The following is a 24,175-nucleotide window of genomic DNA, read 5'->3' as shown; positions in this document are numbered from 1 at the left end:
GCACATGATTAAGCTTAAATTTGCCCAACAGAGTAAAACGGTGATTTACAACATCATTAAAATGACCATCATGTCGCAAAAGGATTTGATTCTGAATCCGAAAAACTGGTCGCGTATCGCTACTTTATGGCAGCGTTTGCAACAAAGTTTTCGTTTAATGGTCGGTGTACCCGATTATCAGAATTATTTGGAACACATGCGTAAGCATCATCCAGATTTAGAAGCCATGGATCCGAAGACTTTTTATCGCTACTGTGTCGATGCGCGTTATCCATCGGCAAAAGGTGGTTTGAAAAAGTGTCCGTGTTAATCCCGTATCACGATGGAAACGTATAGAGATACGAGCTGTTTAAAACTTACTTTTTTAGGCAGTTTAGAATATCTCGAGGATTTCTTTGGAAATTTAGCAAAACGGTGTATGTTTAAACATGCGCCGTTTTTTATTGGGGATAAGGGGATTTACTGTGATTTGGGGTACAGAAAAAGTTCAAAAACAACAACTGACGCAAGCGCAGCAACAGCTCAATGCACAGATTGAATCTTATGCTGGAAAAATTCAGGCTTTTTTGACTGAAATTAATACCATTATTTTAGATAAAGAACAGCAGACCAAATTGGCGTTAAGTTGTTTGTTGGCGGGCGGGCATGTGCTTTTTGAAGATTTACCCGGATTAGGTAAAACGACTTTATCGAGTGCCTTATCGCACTTGGCGGGTCTGCAATTTCAGCGTATTCAGTTTACCAATGACATGCTGGCCAGTGATGTGATTGGCGTGAATATGTTTAATCAAAAAGAACATCAATTTGAGTTTAAGCAAGGCCCTATTTTTACCCAAATTTTATTGGCAGATGAAATTAACCGTTGTTCGCCTAAAACCCAAAGTGCCTTGTTGGAAGCGATGGAAGAAGGCGCGGTTACGGTGGATGGTGTGCGTTATAGCTTGCCGCAACCTTTTTGGGTGATTGCCACACAAAATCCACTGTTTCAAAGTGGTACTTATGCGCTGCCAGAATCACAGCTTGATCGTTTTTTAATGCGTCTGTCTTTGGGTTATCCATCGCGTTTTGCTGAAAAAATGTTGCTGCAACAAAACTCCAGACATGCGCTGATTGCCAGTTTGGCCCATATTTTTACTGAAACAGAAATTTTAAATTTACAGCAATTGGTCACGGAAATTTATGTGTCAGATACCGCGCTAGATTACTTACTCGACTTAGCCACAGAAACCCGTAAAGCGCGTCACGGATTATCTACCCGTGGTGTTTTGGCATTGAAAAAAGCAGCACAAGCACATGCTCTAATTGAGCAACGTAGTTTTGTCACTGCCGATGATATTCAAGCGGTATTTGTGGCAGTTGCTGCACATCGTATTGGATTGAGTGAGGCAGAAACTTTGTATGTGATGCAACAGGTTAAAGTGAGTTAGTACACGCATGTTTAAGCAGGCATGGCAAAACTGGATCAAGACACGTTTTAAATTTGATCGACACAAGGCCTTAAAACAAAAAGATATTTTGGTTTTTATTTACCAACAGGGCTATCTGTATTTAGTGCTGATTTTGATCACGTTTATTGCAGGCGTGAATTATGGCAATAACCTGATTTTAGGCTTTTGCTTTTTGATCAGTGCCATTTTATGTATCAGCTTTTATTTGACCTTTAAGCAGTTGCATGAATTAGAGATAGAAATTGTGACTACTGAAGTTGGGCAAGTGGGCGAAGTATTGCAATTACAATTGCATTTCAAACAAGAGGTCGCGCAGGCACGCTATTTATGGATTAAAGCCAATCATCAATTAGAAAAGGTTCTTATTCAAGACACCCAGCAGCAGTATGTATTGACATTTTTTGCGGAGCAACGTGGGCAGTTTAATTTCCCTCATTTACACATTTATTCGGTTTATCCTTTTGGCTTGGTACGTGCGTGGACTTATTTGAATTTGACACGTACCGCGTGGGTTGCGCCCAAAGCCGCCATGTATAGCGCAGAGAATAAACAGCATCAACACAGCTTTCAACCTGATTTAGACGAGTTTCGTGAGCTGCGTGATTTTCAATTGGGCGATTCTTTGCAAGCTGTGTCGTGGAAGCAAGCGGCACGAGGGCAAGGCTTATATGTCAAAGTTTTTGAACAATATCAGGATCAACAGAGTATCGACATTCACTATGAACACATGCCTGCACCGACCCACGAAGAAAAATTAAGTTTGATGATGGGTTTGGCCGAGCAATGTGAACAACAACAGTTGAATTATGCGATGTTTTTGCCACATGCGACCCTTGAAAAAGGCGTAGGTGAGCGGCAGTTGAAACAGGCAAAAATTCTTTTGGCACAGGCTTGATGATCATGCACAATTCGATTCAGCAATCTATTCTGCTTAGCCTGATCTTAATTTTGGCTGCTCACATGCTGTTTAGCCCTGTGGCATTGAGTGTCATTTTCGGACTCATGTTGTTGCTGTTGTATCTTCACTATAAAAACAAGACAGTGCGTATTTCTAAAGTTTGGACTTATGGATTGACCTGTTGTGCCTTAGCCAGCATTTATTTGAGTTATAAAAGCCTGATTGGTGTAGAGGCAGGGGTTGCCTTATTAAGCACCTTTTTGTTTGCCAAAGCTTTAGAAAGTCATACTCAGCGCGACCTGATTATTTTATTTAATTTTGCGCTTTTTGTGAGCGCCAGTTCATTTTTATACAGCCAAAGCATGTGGATGACCGTGTTGGTCATTCTATGTTTAATCAGTTGTTTAATTGGGTTATATCGGATTCAAAAAAGTGCATTTTCAGATTATGCGTCGCGTCATTCGAGCAGCCAAGATGCAAAGCATGACCTTAAAAATGTCGCCAAGTTTATCGCATACGCTTTGCCATTCTTTTTATTATTGTTTTTATTCTTTCCACGTTTACCGCCATTGTGGCATGTACCTATTCCTGATGCCAAAGGCGTGACAGGTATTAGTGACACGATGTCACCAGGCGATATTGCCGAATTATCACAATCTTCTGCTTTGGCATTTCGTATTGTGGGGAATATGCAGCAACTGCCGCCACGTTCAAAACTATATTGGCGGGCGATGGTACTGGATCAATATGATGGTCGCACATGGACAAGCAATTTCAGCAATCAACAACCCGTTCAGGCAGCACAATTACAGCCAGAGCAAGTCGATTTTCAGTATCAATATATTGCAGCAGATCCACGTGTACAGTGGATTATGGCGCTGGAAAAATCTGTACCGAATCAACACGGCTATGTGTTACGCCGTGATTGGAGTATGGTGCCACAGCGTCAAAATGGTCGGATTCAACCGATTGCTTTGCAGTGGGTTGGGGAATCTGCACGTATTCAAGGGGATGATGCACAGAACGAGCGTTATCGACGCTTTAGCCAGCGTTTAAATGTTCAGGTACAGACGCAATCTGACCCAAAAGCTCAGCAATTTGCCCTGCAGATGTTTGCTCAAAGTCAGCAACAACCTGAACGCTACGTGCAGAATGTATTGCAGTGGTATCGCAATAATGGCTTTAGTTATACCTTAAAACCTGGAATGCTCGGACAAAACCGAGTCGATGAATTCTTGTTTCAGAGTAAGCAAGGTTTTTGTGAACATTATGCCTCAAGTTTTGCCTTATTGATGCGTTATGTCGGGATTCCAGCGCGTGTAGTCGTGGGCTATCAGGGTGGGGAACTTGCACCCGATGGACAAAGCTGGGAAGTACGACAGCAAGATGCACATGCTTGGACAGAAGTGTTGCTCAATCAACAATGGGTACGCATAGACCCGACAGCCATCATTGCACCTCAACGTATAGATGATGGTATGCAAAACCTAATGGCAGATGATCGGGCCGTTTTGGGTGCTGACACACAAATGTGGCAATACCAACATTCTAATTTTATTCGTTCTTTACGGGTGTGGAGTGATTATGCAAGTTATCAATGGCAAAGCAAGGTCGTGGGTTATGATGCCGAGTCACAGCGTCACTGGTTTGGACGCTTAGGGCTGCACTCAAACTATGCTTTGGCAGCGGTGTTGGTTTCAAGTATTCTCATGATCTTAGCAGGGTATTTTGGCTGGATTTTTTGGAAAAAACGTCAGCAAGGTTCTCGCATAAATCGTGCCTTAGACAAATTTTCTAAAAGATTGCCCGCTCAGTTGCAAAAACAGGATGCAGAAACAGTGAGTGTGTGGATGCAGCGTTTAGCAGCGCAGGTAGATGCAAATGAACAAGAGGCATTTAAGCGTTTAGGCGTGTGCTATCAACAATATTCTTATGCGCCTGAACATGACCGTGTTTCAGAGCAGGTGTTTTTTGATTTGCTTAAAACTTGCTCGGATGTGTTGAAAAAACACAGAAAGGACTTGTCTTAAAAATCAAAACTGAATATGATGCGAAGCACTTTAGGCGTATAGCTCAGTTGGTTAGAGCGCTACGTTGACATCGTAGAGGTCTCCAGTTCGAGTCTGGATATGCCTACCAATACATTAAAATTATATGTTGTTACATAACTTCATATAAGTAATAAAGCTCTGAATTATAACGATTTAGGGCTTTTTTATTGCTTTTCTTAAAGATACATAAATTCGCTTATAGTTTAAAAATATGTACACAGTGGTGTACACATGTAAGTTTTCGGCTTATTTTGCACTAATTGGTTTTTATTTTGCACTAGAGCTTTGAAGCCTCTTTCCACATTTCATTTGTGCACTGATTCGTGAGCGAGAACATGGCACCATTAAGCATTTAACGGTTATGCTAGTCACGGTTTTTGAAATTATGCTGGCAAAGGTTTTATCGATGAGCCTTGTGGTGCTTTTAGCAGCTTTTTTAGGCTTAAAAGTAGTGGTGCAGGGGGCATTACAGGTACCCATAGAAGGAAGTTTGCTGTTATTTTTCTTTGGAGCCTTGCTGACCTTATTTGCAACAACCTCAATGGGTATATATATGGCAACCGTGTCTAAATCGATGCCGCAATTCGGTTTGCTGATGATGCTTATTCTGATTCCCTTGCAAATGTTGTCTGGGGCAAGTACACCACGAGAAAGCATGCCAGAAATTATTCAAAATATCATGTTGATTGCAACGACAATGCATTTTGTAACATTGGCGCAAGCAATTTTATACCGAAATGCAGGATTGGATGTGGTCTGGCCTTCCTTTCTATGGTTAATCGCAATTGCAACAACATTTTTCTATGTATCTTGGAAACGTTTTAAAAATACCATTCATACAATGGCTTAATGTAATAGATTGAGTTTGATCGCTGAAGCACAAATTTTGACTGGGGCGTATTAAGAGTTACACCGCGCATAATTTTTGCTAATATGTATGAAAATTGTTCAATAAAAGTAAATGACATGAAACACATTCTTGTGCCAGTTTTGGTGGTGTTGGTCGTTTTATTAGGTTATCTCGTTTACTTGGAAGAGGAAACGCGAAAGCAGGCAGAACTGAACCGAGTTTTGACTGAATCTGCAAATTTATCGCTAGAAAAAACAGAAGCGGCTACACCACAGATTTTGCAAGTCACAGAATAAGCGTAGAAATTTCTAACATAATGTGTGGTAATTGCTTTATTCATCACACTTTTGTGTGCTTCACTTTATCGTAAAATTTTATCTTTAATTCAAAAAACTAGAATTTTTAAAAAATCCCTATGGTATAATTTGCCAATTGAAACTGCTTCATCACAACTCAAAGGCATTACTTTTGAGAGTGACTGAAGTAAAAAAAAGATGAACAAAGCTGCATAAAATTTATGCGGCTTTTTTATTTAGCATTCCGAATTTTTGATTTTGATAAAATCAAATGCTTGATTGTGAATTAAGTTTATCTTTTTCATGTAATTTTACATGCTCATTGGGCAAATCCATTGCCGCAACTGACACAGGCTTTTAAGTGCTGACTTAAAATTGCGTCATGCTGCAAATTCAGTTTATTTACAGGGGCTAGGTCATGACGACTCCTAATCCATCCTCAGCGGGAATGCTTGAGCGCTTATTCAAATTAAGCGAAAACAAGACCACATTCCGTACCGAGATTTTGGCGGGTGTAACCACATTCTTAACCATGTGTTACATCATTATTGTCAATCCGATGATTTTATCTGAAACAGGAATGGATCATGGAGCTGTCTTTGTCGCCACCTGTTTAGCCGCAGCTATTGGCTGCTTGGTGATGGGAATTGTTGCCAATTACCCAATCGCACTCGCACCAGGCATGGGGCTAAACGCCTATTTCACTTACTCGGTTTGTTTAGGCATGGGTGTGCCTTGGCAAACGGCTTTGGCTGCAGTTTTTGTATCAGGGATTATTTTCATTGCCATTAGCATGTTTAAAATCCGTGAAGCCATTGTTAATGCCATTCCCATGTCATTAAAACTAGCCATTGGCGGTGGTATTGGTTTATTCCTAGCTTTAATCGCCCTAAAAAATGCAGGTGTTATTGTTGATAATCCTGCGACTTTGGTGGGCTTGGGTGACTTAAAACAACCATCAGTACTGTTAGCGCTACTTGGCTTTTTAATGGTTGTAGTAATGCATCACTTTAAAGTACGTGGTGCAATTATCATCAGTATTTTGGTGCTGACTGCTATTTCAACAGCTTTAGGTTTAAGCGAATTTAAAGGTGTGGTTGGTGAAATTCCATCTATTGCACCTACTTTTATGCAAATGGACTTTGAAGGTCTATTTACAGCAAGTTTAATTGGCGTAATTTTCGTATTTTTCTTAGTCGATTTATTCGACTCTACAGGTACTTTAGTGGGTGTTTCACACCGTGCAGGCTTGTTGCAAGATGGTAAATTACCCCGTTTGAAAAAAGCACTTTTTGCCGATTCTTCTGCAATTGTTGCAGGTGCGGCATTGGGTACATCTTCAACAACGCCGTATATTGAATCATCTGCAGGTGTTGCAGCGGGTGGTCGTACAGGCTTAACCGCAGTGATTGTTGGCTTGTTGTTTATTGCCTGTTTGTTCTTGGCACCACTTGCGCAATCGGTACCAGGTTTTGCGACTGCACCTGCCTTGTTATTTGTGGGTGTGTTGATGATTCAAGGCATTGTGCATATTGATTGGGATGACATCACCGAAGCCGTGCCTGCATTCTTAACAGTCGTGTTCATGCCATTTACTTATTCTATTGCCGATGGCATCGCTATGGGCTTTATTAGCTATGCGCTGATTAAACTACTCACTGGCAAAGCCAAGTCTGTACCTTATATGGTGTGGATTATTGCTGCACTTTGGGCATTAAAATTTGCCATGTTTGGCGGTTAATATTCTTAAACTGAAAAGGGGTGTAAACTCAGTTTGCACCCTTTTTTATTTTGATCAATTTTTTAATATTCTCCCATAAAATAGCAAAAAGGACAGAACATGAATCAACTTGAGCTAATCTGTGCATTACCTAAAGCAGAATTGCATGTGCATATTGAAGGTACTTTTGAACCTGAATTGATGTTTGCCATTGCGCAGCGCAACCAAATAGACATCCCTTATCAGTCCGTAGAAGAAGTCAAACAAGCATATAACTTTCATAACTTGCAGTCTTTTTTAGATATTTATTATGCAGGCGCACAAGTGTTGGTGCATGAGCAAGATTTTTACGATTTGGCTTGGGCATATTTTGAAAAATGTGTTGAAGACCGTGTGGTACATACCGAAATGTTTTTTGATCCGCAAACCCATACCGAGCGTGGTGTGGCATTTGCAACCGTGATTAATGGCTTACAACGTGCTTGTGATGATGCGCAAACAAAATTAGGCATCAGTTCAAATTTAATTATGTGTTTCTTGCGTCATTTAAGCGAAGATGCAGCATTTGCCACACTTGAACAGGCTTTGCCTTATAAAGATCAAATTATCGCAGTGGGTTTGGACTCAAGCGAAGTTGGACATCCACCTTCAAAGTTTGAACGTGTCTTTGCCAAAGCACGTGAAGCAGGCTTTTTAGTCGTGGCACATGCAGGCGAAGAAGGGCCAGCCGAATATGTTTGGGAAGCATTAGATTTACTGAAAGTAAACCGTATTGATCATGGTGTGCGTTCTGAAGAAGATCCTGTATTAATGCAACGTCTAATTGCAGAGAAAATGCCGCTCACGGTCTGTCCATTGAGTAATTTAAAGCTATGCGTAGTGGATGATATGGCACAGCACAACATCCGCCGTTTATTGCAGCAGGGTGTTAAAGTGACAGTTAATTCAGATGATCCATCTTATTTTGGTGGTTATATGAATGATAACTTTGTTGCTATTAGCCAAGCTTTAGATTTAAGCAATGCTGAATTAAAACAATTGGCGGTTAATTCTTTTGAAGCTTCATTTATTTCGGCTGAAGAAAAGCAAAAATGGATTGAGCAAATTCAAGCATTGGGATGAGTTAAACTGAATTTAGATTAGCTTAGACTACAAAAAAGCAGCTTAATTTAAGCTGCTTTTTTGTGGGAGAACGATTTGAATCGCTTTAAACTCAAGCTTTAAAAATTATTTACCTTGTTGCGTCATACTACGCAATACATCGTCTTTATCTATAAAGTGATGTTTAAGTGCTGCAAGCATATGCCCAACCACCATTGCCCCTGCAAACCATGACAAATAAGTATGCACAGGTTTAACAATTGCTAATAGTTCGGGGTTCTTATCCACCAAGGCTGGAATTTCAAATAAATACAACACAGGCACAGGTTTACCCACGCTCCAGCTAAACAAACAGTCCGTGATTGGAATCGCAATCAGCATAAAATACAGACCTAGATGTCCTAAATGCGCTAGTGTTTTCATCAACGGTGACATGCTGTCAGGCAGTTGTGGCGTAGGGTGGGTGTAACGCCAAAATAAGCGAATCACCAATAAAAATAATCGCCATGAGCCAATGTAAAACTTGTGCGGTACGGGTGTAATATGAATGAGAACTGTTCATGTTGTGTTTCAGGCGAATAGTGTGCTTGCATGCTAAACAACAGCATGTAGCGAAAAAAGTATCCACCTGCAACGGAGTGTTGAAAATCTGCAACGCTGCAAAAAAAATAGCGTTCTTGAGGGGGCTGTTGATATTTCATAAATAGTTTGCGCTGTAGGCTAAAACTGAGCAGATCAGGCATGAAACGCAGGGAATAGCGAGACTATTGCCAAGTTTCATAACGCAATCTGAGAAAGTTTTAGCCACAGCCTTTCAGGACAAGCATATTTTTTGCTGCTATTGCGTTATGAGTCAGTCATTTAGAATGACTAAATTTCCTACCTCATGCCTTATATCAGCTAAAAAATATGCGTTGTCGCAAACATAGAAAAATTGTCAACAGCCCCTAGCCTTAAGCCTAAGCACATGAATGTAGAAATTGCAAAAAGCTATTCCTTCGTCAAACAAGTTTAGGCACAATAGCGGCATTGTTTCACTCAAATGACTTGAATATTAAATACAGGAAATATCCATGAAAAAACTACTCGCTGTATTGGCACCTATCGCTTTGGTTTTATCTGCATGTACCACCACTACAGGTACTACTACAGGAACGACAACTGCACCGACAGCAACTCAACAATTGGGTATGGCGGCGATTAAAATTGCAATTAATGCCAAGTGTGTGACTGAATTAAACAACATTCCTGCATGGCACACTGCGACACGTGTTATGACACCAACGCAAAAGCAAAATGTTCAAGCGGAAATTTGTGGTTGTGTTAGTGAAAAAGCACCACAAAATGTGACTGCAGTAGATTTAGCCACTGCAGCAATTGACCCTGCTGCACGTGCAACCATTGTGAGCAATGCAGTATCTCGAACCATTAATGCATGTGTGGCAGAAGCAGTAAGATAAGTTTTACCGATTCTGTAAAATTAAAAATGGTGCGTTGTGACTCGCATCGTAAGATAGGCTGAAGATTTCAGCCTATTTTTTCTGGAAAAAGATGATGAAAATTGCAGGTGTAGATGAAGCAGGGCGTGGGCCTTTAGTGGGTTCTGTTGTCGCTGCGGCAGTTATTTTAGATCCGAATAACCCGATTGAAGGTTTAAATGATTCTAAAAAACTGACAGAAAAAAAGCGTGAAAAGTTATTTGTTGAAATTCAGGAAAAGGCTTTGGCTTGGGCAATTGCAGAAGCATCTGCAGCCGAAATTGATGAACTGAATATTTTGCAAGCGTCGTTATTGGCGATGCGTCGTGCGGTGGAAGCCTTATCTATTCAACCTGAGCATGTCTTAGTCGATGGCAATAAAATTCCGCAGGGTTTAGCGATGTCTTGTGATGCCGTTGTTGGGGGAGATGCATTACATGCAGAGATTTCGGCAGCCAGTATTTTAGCTAAAGTGGCGCGTGACCGTGAAATGGTATTGCTTGATCAAGCATTTCCACAATTTGGTTTTGCCAAACATAAAGGTTATCCAACCAAAGCACATTTTGAAGCCATTGCACAGCATGGCGTGATTGCGGCACATCGACGTAGTTTTGCACCTGTGCGTAAAGCTTTAGAATTAATGGAAAACTCACAGTAATTTTCATGCAAAACTTGTGCTGAGTTGCCTGTAAAATAGTCTTTACATGCTTCGAATCAGCGAGCAACTCTGAAATGATGCGAGTTTTTAAAAAGCATTCAGCAGAAAAATTTAAAGCGGCAAATGAGCCGCTTTATATTCAATTACCTTAATCGTTTAACGATTAAAGTCATTTTGCGAGTAGTTATCTTCTTCAAATGAAGGTTGATAATCTTGATCTAAATGTTGCAAATGCTCATGCATGGCACGCTCGTGTTGAATACGTTGATAGATTTCTTCACGATGAACCGATACTTCTTTCGGGGCATTTACACCAATACGAACTTGGTTACCTTTGACACCAAGCACAGTCACGCTGACTTGGTCCCCAATCATTAATGTTTCTCCGACACGTCGGGTCAGAATCAGCATGTTTATCTCCTTGCAAAATGCTAAACCTGCATTGATTTTTAAAGCAATTTAAAAGTCACAACCAAATAAAAACCAGTAAATTTTAACGGAACGTATCATTATTTATTTTATAAGATACAGCGCTGCCAAAATTTATGAAAGCATATTGCTCAATATAACAGAGCCACTATAAAAAAAACTATAGTGGCTCTATTTTTTTGTACTTTTTCGCAAAATTTGTCAGACAATTACATTTTCTGACAGGGGCGTATTAAGCGCGTGCGCTAGACTCACCGCTTTCACGATCTAGACCAAATACAGTGTGTAAAGTACGTACTGCAAGCTCTAAATAGTTTTCTTCAATAATGACTGAAATTTTAATTTCAGAAGTAGAAATCATGAGAATGTTAATGCCTTCATCTGCAAGGGCAGTAAACATTTTGCTTGCAACACCTGCATGTGAACGCATACCTACACCAACGATAGATACTTTCACGATGTCACCACGTGTAGCGACTTCACGTGCACCAATTTCTTTGGCAGTTGCTTCAAGAATTGATTTTGCTTTGGCAAGTTCGCCACGGTTTACAGTAAAAGTAAAGTCGGTAGTACCATCTTCTTCTACGTTTTGGATGATCATGTCAACTTCAACATTGGCAGCGCCAATAGGTGACAAGATTTTAGATGCAATACCTGGCTCATCAGGCACACCTAAAATAGTTAATTTTGCTTCGTCACGGTTAAACGCGATACCTGAGATGATAGGTTGTTCCATGTTGTCTTCCAATTCAGTAGTAATGAGTGTGCCGACATTTTGTTTAAAATCTTCGTCGAATGCGCCATCATTGTCATTATCAAAACTTGATAATACACGTAAAGGTACTTGGTATTTACCTGCAAATTCAACCGCACGAATTTGCAATACTTTAGAACCTAAAGAAGCCATTTCTAGCATTTCTTCAAAAGAAATACGATCTACTTTTTTGGCTTTTGGTGCAACGCGTGGGTCTGTGGTGTAAACGCCATCTACGTCAGTATAAATTTGGCATTCATCGGCTTTCAATGCAGCAGCAAGCGCAACGCCAGAAGTATCAGAACCACCACGACCTAAAGTAGTGGTGTTACCTTCAGCATCAAAACCTTGGAAACCAGCAACCACAATCACACGGCCTGCGTCTAGGTTTTCAGTTAACACGTCAGTATTAATCGCTTCAATACGTGCTTTGGTAAATGCGCTGTCAGTTTGAATACCAACTTGGCGACCAGTTAGTGATTTTGCCGCAACGCCAATAGAATTCAGCGCCATCGCTAACATCGAAATCGTCACCTGTTCGCCTGTAGACACCATTTGGTCTAATTCACGCGGATCAGGGGTTTCGGTAATGGCTTTCGCGAGAGCGAGTAGGCGATTGGTTTCGCCACTCATGGCAGAAACGACAACCACTACTTTGTGGCCATGATCATGCCAGCGCTTCACACGACGAGCAACATTTAAAATGCGCTCGGGAGTACCCATTGAGGTACCGCCATATTTTTGAACGATTAGTGCCATAGTTGTTCCATATAAGCCATGACCCTGAATTTACCTGCTCAGGGTCAGTTACACAAAAAGTGAGATTATTTTGCCGCAAGCCAAGCAGTTAAACCTGCCATCACCGTTGCAAAGTTCTCGTTAAGTGGCGCGCCACCTTGTGCCAAATCAGGTTTACCACCACCTTTACCACCTAGTTCTGTAGCCAAGTGTTTGATGATGTCTCCTGCTTTAATCGTAGCAGTAAAGTCTGGTGCAACAGAAGCGATTAAGCTGACTTTATCGCCTTCTACACCTGCAAGTACAATCACTGCTTGGTCGAGTTTGGATTTTACACCGTCGTGCAAATTACGCAGTGATTTTGCATCCATATTTTGTACAGTGGTAATGAGCGTGGTACGTCCAGCAAGTTCTTGTACTTGACTTAAAAGTTCAGCTGCTTGGAAGTGCGCTAATTTTTGATTGAGCTGTTCAATCTGCTTTTGAAGGCTAGATGCTGTATCGACCAATGTATTCACTTTTTCTAAAGTTTGGTCTTTTTGTGCTTTCAACAAAGCATTGATGCTGTTGATATCGCGTTCAGTTTTTTGAACGGCTTCAACGGCTTTGCTGCCTGTAATTGCTTCAATACGACGTACACCAGCTGCAACACCACCTTCAGAGATGATTTTGAACAGACCAATATCACCTGTACGTTTCACGTGAATACCGCCACAAAGTTCAATGGAGAAGTTTTTATCTTCAATGATTGAACCCATAGAAAGTACGCGAACTTCATCGCCATACTTTTCACCAAATAGCATCATTGCGCCTTTGGCTTTGGCTGCTTCAATATCCAGTAATTCAGTAGAAACTGCGGTATTGGCAATGACTTCTGCATTTACCAAACGCTCAATTTCTTGCAATTGTTCAAATGACACAGGTTGGTCATTGGCAAAGTCAAAACGTAAAATATCAGAAGCAACCAACGAACCTTTTTGCTGTACGTGTGCACCTAAAACTTGACGTAGGGCAGCGTGCAATAAGTGTGTTGCAGAGTGGTTGCGTGCAGTAGCTTCGCGGATGTCTGCTTTTACAATCGCTTCCACCGCTTGCGCAGCTTTTAAACTGCCCATGGTGACAATACCTTGATGAACAAAGGCACCGCCAGATTTTTTGGTGTCTTGAACTTCAAAAATACCTGTTTCGTTTTTGAATAGACCTGTATCGCCAATTTGACCACCGCTTTCTGCATAGAATGGGGTTTGGTTAAGTACGATTAAAGCTTCATCGCCTTCAACCACTTCATCGACTTGTTCGCCATCTTTATAAATAGCCACAATTTGACCCTGACCAGTTGTTGAGTCATAGCCATCAAATTGAGTTTCACCTTCAACTTTTACAATTGAGTTGTAGTCAACTGCAAATTTACCTGCATCGCGTGCACGTTGACGTTGCGCTGCCATTTCAACTTCAAAGCCTGCTTCGTCAATGGTCAAGTCGCGCTCACGTGCAATGTCTGCTGTTAAATCTGTTGGGAAGCCATAAGTGTCATATAGTTTAAATACTACTTCACCAGGAATGACTGAGCCTTTAAGCTGTGCCAATTCACCCTCAAGCAATTTCAAACCTTGCTCAAGCGTTTTGGCAAATTGTTCTTCTTCTTTTAGAAGTTGCGCTTCAATACGCGCTTGTTGTGCTGCAAGTTCAGGATAGGCCTGACCCATCACCTCAATTAAAGGCTGAAGCATTTTGTGGAAGAATGAACCTGTTGCGCCAAGCTTGTTGCCGTGACGTACTGCACGACGAATAATACGACGCAATACATAACCACGACCTTCATTCGATGGATTCACGCCATCGGCAATTAGGAAGCAGCAAGAACGAGCGTGGTCAGCAACTACTTTGAGTGAAGCAGGGTAGTCTACAGGCTTGCCAGTTTGCTGTGCAGTTACTTCAAGAGCAGTCGTGTCTAAACCAATGATTTCAGCAGCAGCTTTTAACAGGTTCTGGAACAGGTCGATTTCATAGTTTGAGTTCACGTGTTGCAGAACGGCAGAAATACGCTCAAGGCCCATACCTGTATCTACAGAAGGTGCTGGAAGAGGGTGTAATACGCCATCTGCAGTGCGGTTGAACTGCATGAATACGTTGTTCCAAATTTCAATGAAACGGTCGCCATCTTCTTCAGGCGTACCTGGTAAGCCACCCCAGATATGATCGCCATGATCATAGAAAATTTCAGAACAAGGGCCGCAAGGACCTGTATCACCCATTGCCCAGAAGTTGTCTGAAGCATATTGGCCACCTTTGTTATCGCCAATACGGATAATACGAGAAGCATCTAAACCAATTTCTTTGTTCCAGATGTCAAATGCTTCATCATCGGTGTGGTAAACCGTGGCATATAAACGGTCTTTTGGTAGAGCTAACCATTGTTCACTGGTTAAAAATTCCCAAGCAAATTTAATTGCATCACGTTTGAAATAATCACCAAACGAGAAGTTACCCAACATTTCAAAGAAAGTATGGTGACGTGCGGTATAACCCACATTGTCTAAATCGTTATGTTTACCGCCTGCACGCACACATTTTTGTGACGATACAGCACGTACATAATCACGTTTTTCTAACCCAAGGAAACAGTCTTTAAACTGGTTCATACCTGCATTGGTAAATAACAGGGTTGGGTCATTGGCGGGTACTAGAGAACTCGATGCGACACGTGTATGCCCTTGCGATTCAAAGTAACGCAAAAATGCTTCACGAATTTCAGCTGATGTCATAAAACGAGTACTCACAACCAAGTCACTCCATAATTTCCGATTGGGCTAAACGCAAGACAGTCTGACAAAAATAATTCTTTTGCTGTCATGCAGGCTTAAAATTTTAAAAACGCCAAATTATAACGGAAAAAGCCACTATCACCAATCATTTTAGTGTGAATAGATGACAATTCTGACGCAAACTTGGTTGCGATTACGCAGAATAAATCTTTGCAATAGAAGATGATGAACATTTACATTCAAAATAAGCGTTTACTGTAGGTCACGGAGTAGGCCGAACTGCCATAAAGTAGAATACAAAATTTAAGAAAACGTAAATGTAAGCTAGAAAGTCAAAGCTGATATTTTTGATTTGCCGAATTAAACAGCAAATTGCGTGAAAATTCGCAGAATTGATCTGATTTTTTTCAGTAAGGCCTCAAAATCTATTAACATAGTCTGTGCTTAAATTTTGATTTCATTATGAAAGGATCGGTCATGCAACGAGTGGCAATCAATGGCTTTGGTAGAATCGGGCGCAATGTGCTGCGGGCTTGGTTTGAAAATCCCAAAGACTTTCATTTTGAAATCGTCGCCATAAATGACATTGCCGATGTAGAAACCTTGGTTCATTTATTTAAATATGACAGTACCCATGGTCGTTTTAAAGGACAGGTGGAAATTAGCCTCGAAAATGAACAGATTTTTTTGAATATTTCTGCAGGTTTGGCGCAATTAAAAGTTCAGGTGTTGAATCAGGCTCAACCTGCGCAATTACCGTGGCAAGCCTTAAATGTTGATGTGGTATTGGAATGTACAGGGTTGTTCCGTTCCCGCGAGGCGGCAACGCAGCATATTACTGCGGGCGCCAAACGTGTAATTATTGGTGCTGCACCATTCGATACTGTAGATGCTGCGATTGTTTATGGTGTGAATCATCATGAAGTCAAAAGTACCGACCAAATTATTTCCAGCGTATCTTGTACCACGCAGGCTTTAGTACCATTAGTTAAAATCATTGATGATGCTTTCGGAATTGATACCGCATTAATGACTGAAATTCATGCAGTCACAGCCGATCAAACTGTATTGGATCAAGCACACCGTGATTTACGTCGTGCGCGTGCATCAGGGCAAAATATTATTCCTACAACTTCATCTGCCTTGGGTGCATTAAAACAAGTCATGCCAAAAATGGCAGATCGGATTGATGGTTACTCGATTCGTGTACCGACCATTAATGTTGCAGCTATTGATTTAACTTTTATTTCTCAGTCACCAATTACGGTGCACAAATTGAATCAGGTGTTGTGTGCTTCGGCAGCGCATGATTATGCCGAAATTATGCAAGTGACCGATGAGCCTTTGGTATCGAGCGACTTTAACCATTCACCTTATTCTTTAATTGTCGATTTAAGTCAAACCATGGTCGTGGGTCATCAAGCCAAAGTTTTTGCGTGGTATGACAACGAGTGGGGTTATGCCAACCGTTTACTAGATTTGTGTGAATCTTTTAGTCAGCGGGCGGTGTAAGCGGCTACTTTTTAAGACATATACAAAGTGTGAAAAGCGTGTAATAGTGATGACAGATTTTACACTTCGTATTCACGGTTAATTCACTGATTGATATAACAAAGTTTGCATAGAAAATTTGAATAGAGTAGTGGCATGATGATTATTTTATTGTGGGGATTTATTTTTTTGCTGGCACTTGCTGTCATTTTTCTGATTTGGTTGCAATTTAAAAATCAGGCAGACAGCAGCAGCGACGTGCAGCATCAACAGCAAGTCGAGCAAAAAGTATTACATTTAGAAGAGCATCTAAAAAAGACGTTGGAGATTATGCAAGATTTGGCTAAAAAGATGCAGGTTCAGCAAGATGCGCTAGATAAAACCGTGCAAAAAACCGCACAGCTTGAAATGCAAAATGCTGAGTTGGTCAGTTTATTGGCAAAGGCGGTGAAATCAAATCAGGACTTTTAAATGATGGCTTTGAAAGATGTGGTGTATTCATATTTTTTACCGCATATTTCAGAAAAAGTCAGGTGCATGAGCAAAAGTATCATGCTAAACTAGGAGAAATCGGGTGTGCTCCCGATTTTTTTATGCGGATTCGTTCCGCGCAAACAAGAATTTAGGTTTACAACATGCCCATTTCAGAGACATGGTTATTACCTGATGGTGTAGCTGATGTATTACCAGAACAAGCGCAAGTGATTGAAAGCTTGCGTCGTAAGTCACTGGATTTCCTCGCATCTCGAGGTTATCAGTTGGTGTACACGCCATTCATAGAATACATTGAATCTCTATCTTCTCTTTCAGAATCGAATCAAGATTTAGACCTTGCCACATTTAAAGTGATCGACCAACTTTCAGGTCGTTTGCTGGGTGTTCGTGCCGATATGACACCACAAGTGGCACGTATTGATGCGCATGTACATCCTGTAGATGGCATTGCACGTTACTGCTATGCAGGTACGGTTTTACATACCAAACCACAAGGTTTTAATACCACACGTGCACCATTGCAATTGGGTGCAGAGTTATTTGGTTCAGACAGCATTGATGCCGATGTAGAAATGGTTGATCTGATGCTCAGCTTGCTAAAAGAAGCAGGTTTGGCAGAAGGTGTGCATTTAGACTTGGGTCATGTCGGGTTGTTCCGTAGCTTGGTTAAACAAGCAGAATTAAGCAAAGCCACTGAACGTCAATTGTCAGATTTATATCAGCGTAAAGCATTGCCTGAATTGGCAGAATTTACCCAAGATTTAAATTTCGGTTCAGATTTTTATGCTTTAGGTCGCTATGCCAGTGATTTAACTGCTTTGCAGGCTCATTTAAGTGCTGATGTGTTGGAAAATACCGAATTTAAGCAAGCGTTTGAAGCCGTGAAAGCAACACAAGCTGAAATTCAGGCACGTTGGCCAAACTTGCATATTGGTATTGATGTGGTTGAGCTGCGTTCTTATCACTATCACACAGGTTTAATGTATGCAGTGTATGCGCCAAATCGTGCTGCACCATTGGCACAAGGCGGTCGTTATGATGGCATTGGTCAGCATTTCGGACGTGCGCGCCCTGCAACAGGTTTCTCTTGTGACTTGTTTGTATTAAGTGCAGGTCGTTTTGAATCATCGTCTGTTGTTGTTGCGCCTAAAGGCTCACAACCTGATTTAATTGCTGCTATTCAAAACACACGTGCGCAAGGCTTTAGTGTAATTCAATTGTTGGGTAATGATGATTTAAACTCGGTTCCATACGCAACGCACCAATTGGTTCTTGCAAATGGTGAGTGGACAGTCGAAAAAATTTAATCGCCAAGGCATGTTTCATGTTACAGGTCTTGGTTTTCAATTTTAACAGCATGATGTAATGAGGCTATTATGGGCAAGAATGTTGTGGTACTTGGTACCCAATGGGGCGACGAAGGTAAAGGTAAGATCGTCGACCTGCTCACAGATCAGGCGGCGGCAGTCGTTCGTTATCAAGGCGGACACAACGCAGGCCATACTCTCGTGGTTGGTGGTAAGAAAACTGTATTACACCTCATTCCATCAGGTATTTTACGTGAAAACGTACTGTGCTTAATTGGTAATGGTGTAGTACTTTCTCCTGAAGCACTCATTAAAGAAATGGGTATTTTGGAACAAGAAGGCGTGCCAGTGAAAGAGCGTTTACGTATTTCACCAAACTGTCCGCTTATTTTGCCGAACCACATTGCACTTGACCAAGCACGTGAGAAAAAACGTGGTAATGCCAAAATTGGTACAACAGGTCGTGGTATTGGCCCAGCTTATGAAGACAAGGTTGCACGTCGTGCGATTCGTGTTGCTGACTTGGTTCGTGGCGGTGAAGCACTACGCGCTCAATTGACTGAATTATTGGACTATCACAACTTCCAATTGATACAATACTACGGTGTTGAAGCAGTTCAGTTAGATGAAGTTTTAGCGCTATGTGACCAATGGCGTGAAGTGATTGCACCATTAGTGGTTGATGTAACGACTGAAATTCATAATTACCGTAAAAACGGTGACAACATTATGTTTGAAGGTGCGCAAGGTTCATTACTTGATGTTGACCACGGTACTTATCCGTATGTGACTTCATCGAATACAACTGCGGGCGGTGTAAGCTCTGGTTCAGGCTTAGGTCCATTACATTTAGACTACGTTTTAGGGATTACCAAAGCTTATACCACACGTGTAGGTGCAGGCCCATTCCCAACTGAGTTGGTGTATGACGCAGCAAATGACGTAGGTGATGCGATTGGTAAACACTTAGGTACTGTGGGTCACGAGTTCGGTGCTTCTACAGGTCGTCAACGTCGTTGTGGTTGGTTTGATGCCGAAATTTTACGTCGTTCAGTCGATGTAAACTCACTGTCTGGTATCTGCTTGACCAAGTTAGACGTATTGGACGGTTTAGAAGAAATCAAAATCTGCGTAGGTTATGAAAATACCGATTCAGGTTGTGTAGGTTCTTCTGATGCGCTTGCATACGAAAACTTAAAGCCAATTTATGAAACAATGCCAGGTTGGTCTGAATCAACTGTGGGCGCGACCAGTGTAGAACAATTGCCTGAAAATGCAGTGAACTACATCAAACGTCTTGAGCAGTTAATTGAATGTCCAATCGACATTATTTCTACAGGTCCAGACCGCGCAGAAACTATCGTATTACGTCATCCATTTGATGCTTAAGTCGTTGTGCTTTAGCATAGCATTTAAGCTCTGATGATGTATTCAGCCCTGTCTAAATGATGGGGCTTTTTATTGCTGTTGTTTCAGTTTCAATAGCGACTCATTTTTGGAAACATTATAGATGATGCTGAGTGAGTTGTTTTTTCAAGACTAAAGTTGCAGATGATTGGCGCTGTGCAGAGCAGGGTGGCTTGTTACAATGGCTTTAGAAAATTAAATTTAATTAAGGTTATGCAGGATGCATAAAAATATTACCAGTACGATTTTTTATTCTTTATTGTTTGCGATGGGCGGCGCACCGACCATTGCCATGATGCTGATTTTATCGCAAAAGCATGATCCGAATATTATGTATCAGGCATTTATTGGTTTAAGCGTTATTTTTGCCTGTATTTTGGTGCCACTGATTCTGATTCAAAATGCTTACCTACTCTACAAACGCAAAAATCCAGAAATGGAAGAAAAAGTAGAAGTAGTGTCTAAAATTTACTTGGGTTTAAATGTTTTCTGTTTAGTATTTTGGTTGTGTTATCAATTTCTTTACTAGGGTAGTGATTGATCGCTCAGACATACAATCTGTACACAGCTTAGGCGTTGTTTACATAAATGATATGTTTATGAAGTGATTATAGATTTAAAGCCTTGAATTGATTTCATATAATTGATTGGTATGAAGATAGCTCGCAAGGCGGAGATTATTATAATGAACAAAAAACTGATGTTAAGTTTATGTGCCGCAGGCGCAATCACAGTTTCAGGGTGTACGACTGTTGCAGACATGGCGGGTGCAGATACTGCGACCTTAAATGCAACTGCTACCAAAAGCTATAATGAAATGGTGCAAGACGCACGCAATAAAAATCAGTTAGACACAAGCTCCACCACGTATAAACGTATCAATACTGTGTTTCAGCGTTTGATTCCACATGCCAATCAAATGAACCAAACAGGTCAGCCTTTCCAGTGGCAATTGGCGGTACTTAAGTCTGATCAAGTCAATGCTTTTGTCGCACCTGGTGGTAAAGTGGTGTTCTACACTGGTATTGTGAATAAACTGAATTTAACTGATGCTGAAATTGCCGCAATTATGGGGCATGAAATGGTGCATGCTTTAGAAGAACACGCGAAAAGTAAAATTGGTGCACAGGCTTTAACCAATATTGCCTTGAACGTAGGTTTAAGTGCGGCAGGCAATAACGTTGGTCAATTGGGTGCAGCAGCAGCGCAATTGGGTACCCAAATTGGGATTGGCTTGCCATATTCACGTAATTTGGAAAGTCGTGCCGATCAGGGTGGTTTAATGCTGATGGCGCGTGCAGGTTATAACCCACAAGCTGCAATTACCCTTTGGGAAAAAATGAACAAGCTTGAAGGTGGCGGCGGTGCGTCCTTCTTATCGACTCACCCATCGAACAGTCAGCGTATTGAAGCAATGCGTAAAAACTTGCCAGCAGCACAAGCGCTATATAACCAAAGTCGTCGTTAAGATGACCTCAGCCAGTTCAACTGGTTAAGATAAAACACAAAAAAGATGCGCATGGTTTTATGCGCATCTTTTTTTTGAAGACTTTTTGACTTTAAACAGCATAAAAATGATGAGTTATTGCTGAGTTCATATTTTTAATTTCATTTTAAAGCAGTGCTTAAAATAAAATTAGGGCGCTGGATTGGGTTGTTGACGATGAATGGCTTCAATGCCTTGTAAAATTTCATCTGATAAGGTGATGTCAAAGGCATCAATATTTTCTTTGAGTTGCGCCATATTCGTCGCGCCAATAATGGTACTTGTCACAAAAAATTGCTGCTTGATAAATGCCAGCGCCAGTTGCGTCAAACTCAAGCCGTGTTGTTCTGCAAGTTGGGCGTATTGCTCGGTTGCCCATTCGCTTTGTGGATTACTGTAACGGCTAAAACGTGAATATAGCGTGACACGTGCATTGGCAGGGCGTGCGCCATGACGGAATTTACCAGTTAAATAACCAAAAGCCAAAGGTGAGTAGGCGAGTAGTCCAACACCTTCATAATGGGCAATTTCAGACATACCAATTTCATAAGTACGATTCAGCAGGTTATACGGATTTTGTACGCTAACAAATTTGCTTAATCCTAACTGTTCTGCCAAGTGTAAAAACTTCATGGTGCCCCACGGGGTTTCATTCGACAGCCCAATATAGCGAATCCGTCCTTTTTGAATTTCTTGTTGCAATGCGGTTAAGGTTTCAGCAAGATCGGTTATTTCTTGCGTATTTTGTGCTTCTTGGTTGCCATAACCGAGTTTGCCAAAAAAGTTGGTTGGACGCTGCGGCCAGTGCAGTTGGTATAAGTCGATATAGTCGGTTTGCAGACGTTTTAAATTACCATCTAGCGCAGAATGAATATCCTGTGCGTTAAAGCGGGTTTTGCCATCTCGAATATGACTGCCGCCTTGCGAAGGGCCTGCAATTTTAGAGGCGAGAAATATTTTGTCACGTCCGCCACGTTGGTGCAGCCAGTGACCAATCATGGTTTCAGTTGCCCCTTGGGTTTCTACTTTAGGTGGAACAGGGTACATCTCTGCGGTATCCCAAAAATATAAGCCTCGTTCTAGTGCATAATCGAGTTGTTGAAAGGCTTCTTGCTGGGTATTTTGTTCACCAAATGTCATGGTGCCTAAACAGATTTCTGGAACTAGAATGCCTGTTTTTGCCAAAGGTCTAAATTGCATCTTAGCATCTCGCTTAACATTGTCTTTATGAAGTCATGTCCTAAGAGGCTAAACCATTTTGAGCCGCTTGTGGCAGTTAAAATTGCTGATGCTTTGTAATGGTCGTAAGAATTATATTTTTATAGTTGAAAATGGCTATAAGTTATATACAGGCAATAAAAAAGCAAATCCGAAGATTTGCTTTTTTAATGAGCATATAGATGGTTTACTCGTCATCAAAGTCGCCATCAGTGGATTCATTTTGCTCCAAAGAAGCATCAAAAATCAGAATGGCTTTACCATCAGTTTCAATCATGCCTTGTTCTTCAAGTGTTTTTAGAACACGCCCGACCATTTCACGTGAACAGCCGACAATACGACCAATTTCTTGGCGTGTAATACGAATCTGACGACCATTTGGTAAAATCATAGCTTCTGGCTGTGCAGAAAGGTCAATCAAACAACGTGCAATACGACCAGACACATCTATAAAGGCAAGGTCAGTTACCTTACGTGTAGTATTTTTTAAACGACGTACCAGCTGTGCAAAAACGGCATAGCTTAAGTCAGGATATTGTTTGCTGAGTTCGTGGAAGTTTTCATAAGTAATTTCTGCAATTTCACAGACATCACGAGTACGAACTTCTGCAGTACGTTGTGGATTCGATTCAAACAGACCCATTTCCCCAAAAAAGTCGCCTGGATTCAAATATGCCACAACAATTTCGCGATCATCATCTTCGCGAAGAATAATTGATACTGAACCTTTTAAAATCAAATATAACGATTTAGATTCAGTCCCCGCATCAACAATAGTTGTCCGTTTTGGATAACGGTTGATGTATGCACGTTTTAATAATGCTTTGACTGAGTCAGGCAGTTGTCCAGGGGACAATGCATCAGTGCTCAGCTGTGAAAAGTTTGAAGTCATGCTAACGGTTCCGAAAATGGATAAATAATAGATCGCACAAGACCTAGTCTGAACTTGTCACACAGTAGAGATGAAATTCCTTATCAACTCAAGTTATGTTAGTGTACAAATACCCGTGTCAATTTATAGTTTTTTTTAGGTAGTTGCAATGCAAACAAGTGTTCAGTGGTTAGAGAACGTTGCTTTTGAAGCCAAATCGGAAAGTGGTCATTCTGTGGTGATGGATGGATCTGCAGAATATGGCGGTGAAAACCGTGGTCCACGTCCTATGGAGTTAATCTTAATGGGACTTGGTGGTTGTGCTTCATTCGATATTGTGACTATTTTAAAGAAATCACGCCAAGAAGTGACGCATGTTGAATGTCAGTTAAAAGCAGAACGTGCCGATAGCATCCCTGCCGTGTTCACCAAAATTCATTTGCATTTTGTGGTCAAAGGCAAGGCTGTCAAGGAAAAGCAGGTTGCGAAGGCGGTTGAACTTTCAGCAGAAAAGTACTGTTCTGCCAGTAAAATGCTATCTGATGGTGGCGTCGAAATTAGCCATGATTTTGAAATTATTGAACAAGATTAAGCTTTGACTGATAGGTCATACAATGGTTGGTATATTTTGCCAATCATTGTAACTAAATATTTCAAATGGCATAAATAACAATCAAAAGCCTTTAATTGATTGATATGCAAGTGTATGTCAAT

General features: G+C 41.1%; 21 protein-coding genes, 1 tRNA gene and 2 pseudogenes. 18 read left to right on the top strand and 6 right to left on the bottom strand.

What is annotated here, in order from left to right:
• Window positions 1-4: 4 nt before the first annotated feature.
• The 9 genes and pseudogenes from FTU09_RS08255 to FTU09_RS08215 all read left to right on the top strand — a co-directional run bounded on the left by FTU09_RS08255 (window position 5) and on the right by FTU09_RS08215 (window position 8,385).
• Window positions 5-310: a YbdD/YjiX family protein gene (locus FTU09_RS08255; protein WP_004971610.1), complete on the top strand. Its 306-nt coding sequence runs from the start codon at window positions 5-7 to the stop codon at window positions 308-310.
• 157 nt (window positions 311-467) lie between these two features.
• Entirely contained in the window at window positions 468-1,427 is a 960-nt protein-coding gene (locus tag FTU09_RS08250) for a MoxR family ATPase (protein WP_096901148.1), read from the top strand.
• A 7-nt stretch (window positions 1,428-1,434) separates the two neighbouring features.
• Window positions 1,435-2,343, top strand: coding sequence for a DUF58 domain-containing protein (locus FTU09_RS08245; RefSeq protein ID WP_167845921.1), 909 nt, complete (start codon window positions 1,435-1,437; stop codon window positions 2,341-2,343).
• A gap of 5 nt (window positions 2,344-2,348) precedes the next feature.
• Window positions 2,349-4,376, top strand: a complete 2,028-nt coding sequence (locus tag FTU09_RS08240; RefSeq protein ID WP_136143497.1) for a DUF3488 and transglutaminase-like domain-containing protein — start codon at window positions 2,349-2,351, stop codon at window positions 4,374-4,376.
• Between the two features lie 32 nt (window positions 4,377-4,408).
• Window positions 4,409-4,485 (top strand) — tRNA-Val (locus FTU09_RS08235).
• Between the two features lie 225 nt (window positions 4,486-4,710).
• A pseudogene (locus FTU09_RS08230) lies at window positions 4,711-5,247 on the top strand (ABC transporter permease); the annotation flags it as partial.
• A 116-nt stretch (window positions 5,248-5,363) separates the two neighbouring features.
• Entirely contained in the window at window positions 5,364-5,543 is a 180-nt protein-coding gene (locus tag FTU09_RS08225) for a hypothetical protein (RefSeq protein ID WP_004971601.1), read from the top strand.
• Between the two features lie 418 nt (window positions 5,544-5,961).
• Window positions 5,962-7,284, top strand: coding sequence for an NCS2 family permease (locus FTU09_RS08220; RefSeq protein WP_096901065.1), 1,323 nt, complete (start codon window positions 5,962-5,964; stop codon window positions 7,282-7,284).
• Window positions 7,285-7,383: 99 nt separating this feature from the next.
• On the top strand, window positions 7,384-8,385 hold the full coding sequence (locus FTU09_RS08215) for an adenosine deaminase (RefSeq protein ID WP_096901064.1): 1,002 nt from the start codon (window positions 7,384-7,386) through the stop codon (window positions 8,383-8,385).
• A 105-nt stretch (window positions 8,386-8,490) separates the two neighbouring features.
• Here the strand turns inward: FTU09_RS08215 and FTU09_RS08210 are convergent.
• A pseudogene (locus FTU09_RS08210) lies at window positions 8,491-8,926 on the bottom strand (cytochrome b).
• A 511-nt stretch (window positions 8,927-9,437) separates the two neighbouring features.
• On the opposite strand from FTU09_RS08210, the gene FTU09_RS08205 reads away from it, so the two are divergent.
• Together FTU09_RS08205 and rnhB are read left to right on the top strand one after the other, a co-directional pair.
• The gene (locus FTU09_RS08205) at window positions 9,438-9,824 is read left to right on the top strand and encodes a hypothetical protein (RefSeq protein ID WP_004971594.1); all 387 of its coding nucleotides are present in this window, start codon (window positions 9,438-9,440) and stop codon (window positions 9,822-9,824) included.
• Between the two features lie 94 nt (window positions 9,825-9,918).
• Window positions 9,919-10,500, top strand: coding sequence for a ribonuclease HII (gene rnhB, locus FTU09_RS08200; protein ID WP_004971591.1), 582 nt, complete (start codon window positions 9,919-9,921; stop codon window positions 10,498-10,500).
• 156 nt (window positions 10,501-10,656) lie between these two features.
• Here rnhB and csrA read toward each other — a convergent pair whose 3' ends face one another.
• The 3 genes from csrA to alaS all read right to left on the bottom strand — a co-directional run bounded on the left by csrA (window position 10,657) and on the right by alaS (window position 15,201).
• Window positions 10,657-10,911 carry a carbon storage regulator CsrA gene (gene csrA, locus FTU09_RS08195; RefSeq protein WP_004971589.1) on the bottom strand — a complete coding sequence of 85 codons (255 nt, stop codon included), beginning with the start codon at window positions 10,909-10,911 and terminating at the stop codon, window positions 10,657-10,659.
• 250 nt (window positions 10,912-11,161) lie between these two features.
• Window positions 11,162-12,442: an aspartate kinase gene (locus tag FTU09_RS08190; protein ID WP_004971586.1), complete on the bottom strand. Its 1,281-nt coding sequence runs from the start codon at window positions 12,440-12,442 to the stop codon at window positions 11,162-11,164.
• A gap of 65 nt (window positions 12,443-12,507) precedes the next feature.
• Entirely contained in the window at window positions 12,508-15,201 is a 2,694-nt protein-coding gene (gene alaS, locus FTU09_RS08185; RefSeq protein ID WP_179996937.1) for an alanine--tRNA ligase, read from the bottom strand.
• A gap of 462 nt (window positions 15,202-15,663) precedes the next feature.
• On the opposite strand from alaS, the gene FTU09_RS08180 reads away from it, so the two are divergent.
• From FTU09_RS08180 to FTU09_RS08155, 6 genes are all read left to right on the top strand, one after another.
• Window positions 15,664-16,698: a type I glyceraldehyde-3-phosphate dehydrogenase gene (locus FTU09_RS08180; protein ID WP_096901062.1), complete on the top strand. Its 1,035-nt coding sequence runs from the start codon at window positions 15,664-15,666 to the stop codon at window positions 16,696-16,698.
• Window positions 16,699-16,833: 135 nt separating this feature from the next.
• Window positions 16,834-17,148, top strand: coding sequence for a hypothetical protein (locus FTU09_RS08175; RefSeq protein ID WP_004971580.1), 315 nt, complete (start codon window positions 16,834-16,836; stop codon window positions 17,146-17,148).
• Between the two features lie 164 nt (window positions 17,149-17,312).
• Window positions 17,313-18,479 (top strand): ATP phosphoribosyltransferase regulatory subunit, encoded by a 1,167-nt coding sequence (locus tag FTU09_RS08170; protein ID WP_096901061.1) that lies wholly within the window; start codon window positions 17,313-17,315, stop codon window positions 18,477-18,479.
• A 69-nt stretch (window positions 18,480-18,548) separates the two neighbouring features.
• Window positions 18,549-19,868, top strand: coding sequence for an adenylosuccinate synthase (locus FTU09_RS08165; protein ID WP_180079969.1), 1,320 nt, complete (start codon window positions 18,549-18,551; stop codon window positions 19,866-19,868).
• Window positions 19,869-20,106: 238 nt separating this feature from the next.
• Window positions 20,107-20,415, top strand: a complete 309-nt coding sequence (locus FTU09_RS08160) for a hypothetical protein (protein WP_004971573.1) — start codon at window positions 20,107-20,109, stop codon at window positions 20,413-20,415.
• Between the two features lie 156 nt (window positions 20,416-20,571).
• Window positions 20,572-21,354, top strand: a complete 783-nt coding sequence (locus FTU09_RS08155) for a M48 family metallopeptidase (RefSeq protein ID WP_004971571.1) — start codon at window positions 20,572-20,574, stop codon at window positions 21,352-21,354.
• Window positions 21,355-21,522: 168 nt separating this feature from the next.
• Here the strand turns inward: FTU09_RS08155 and FTU09_RS08150 are convergent, their stop codons facing one another.
• Window positions 21,523-22,572 (bottom strand): NADP(H)-dependent aldo-keto reductase, encoded by a 1,050-nt coding sequence (locus FTU09_RS08150; RefSeq protein ID WP_096901060.1) that lies wholly within the window; start codon window positions 22,570-22,572, stop codon window positions 21,523-21,525.
• Window positions 22,573-22,777: 205 nt separating this feature from the next.
• Window positions 22,778-23,482: a cAMP-activated global transcriptional regulator CRP gene (crp, locus tag FTU09_RS08145; protein WP_180079968.1), complete on the bottom strand. Its 705-nt coding sequence runs from the start codon at window positions 23,480-23,482 to the stop codon at window positions 22,778-22,780.
• 148 nt (window positions 23,483-23,630) lie between these two features.
• Here crp and FTU09_RS08140 point away from each other — a divergent pair, with 148 nt between their 5' ends.
• On the top strand, window positions 23,631-24,053 hold the full coding sequence (locus tag FTU09_RS08140; RefSeq protein ID WP_004971563.1) for an OsmC family protein: 423 nt from the start codon (window positions 23,631-23,633) through the stop codon (window positions 24,051-24,053).
• The last annotated feature ends 122 nt before the right edge of the window (window positions 24,054-24,175 follow it).

This window comes from Acinetobacter sp. YH12058 (genome assembly GCF_013419805.1).
In the GTDB taxonomy this organism is placed as follows: Bacteria; Pseudomonadota; Gammaproteobacteria; order Pseudomonadales; family Moraxellaceae; genus Acinetobacter; species Acinetobacter towneri.
This window is presented reverse-complemented; position numbering and strand designations above follow the sequence as displayed.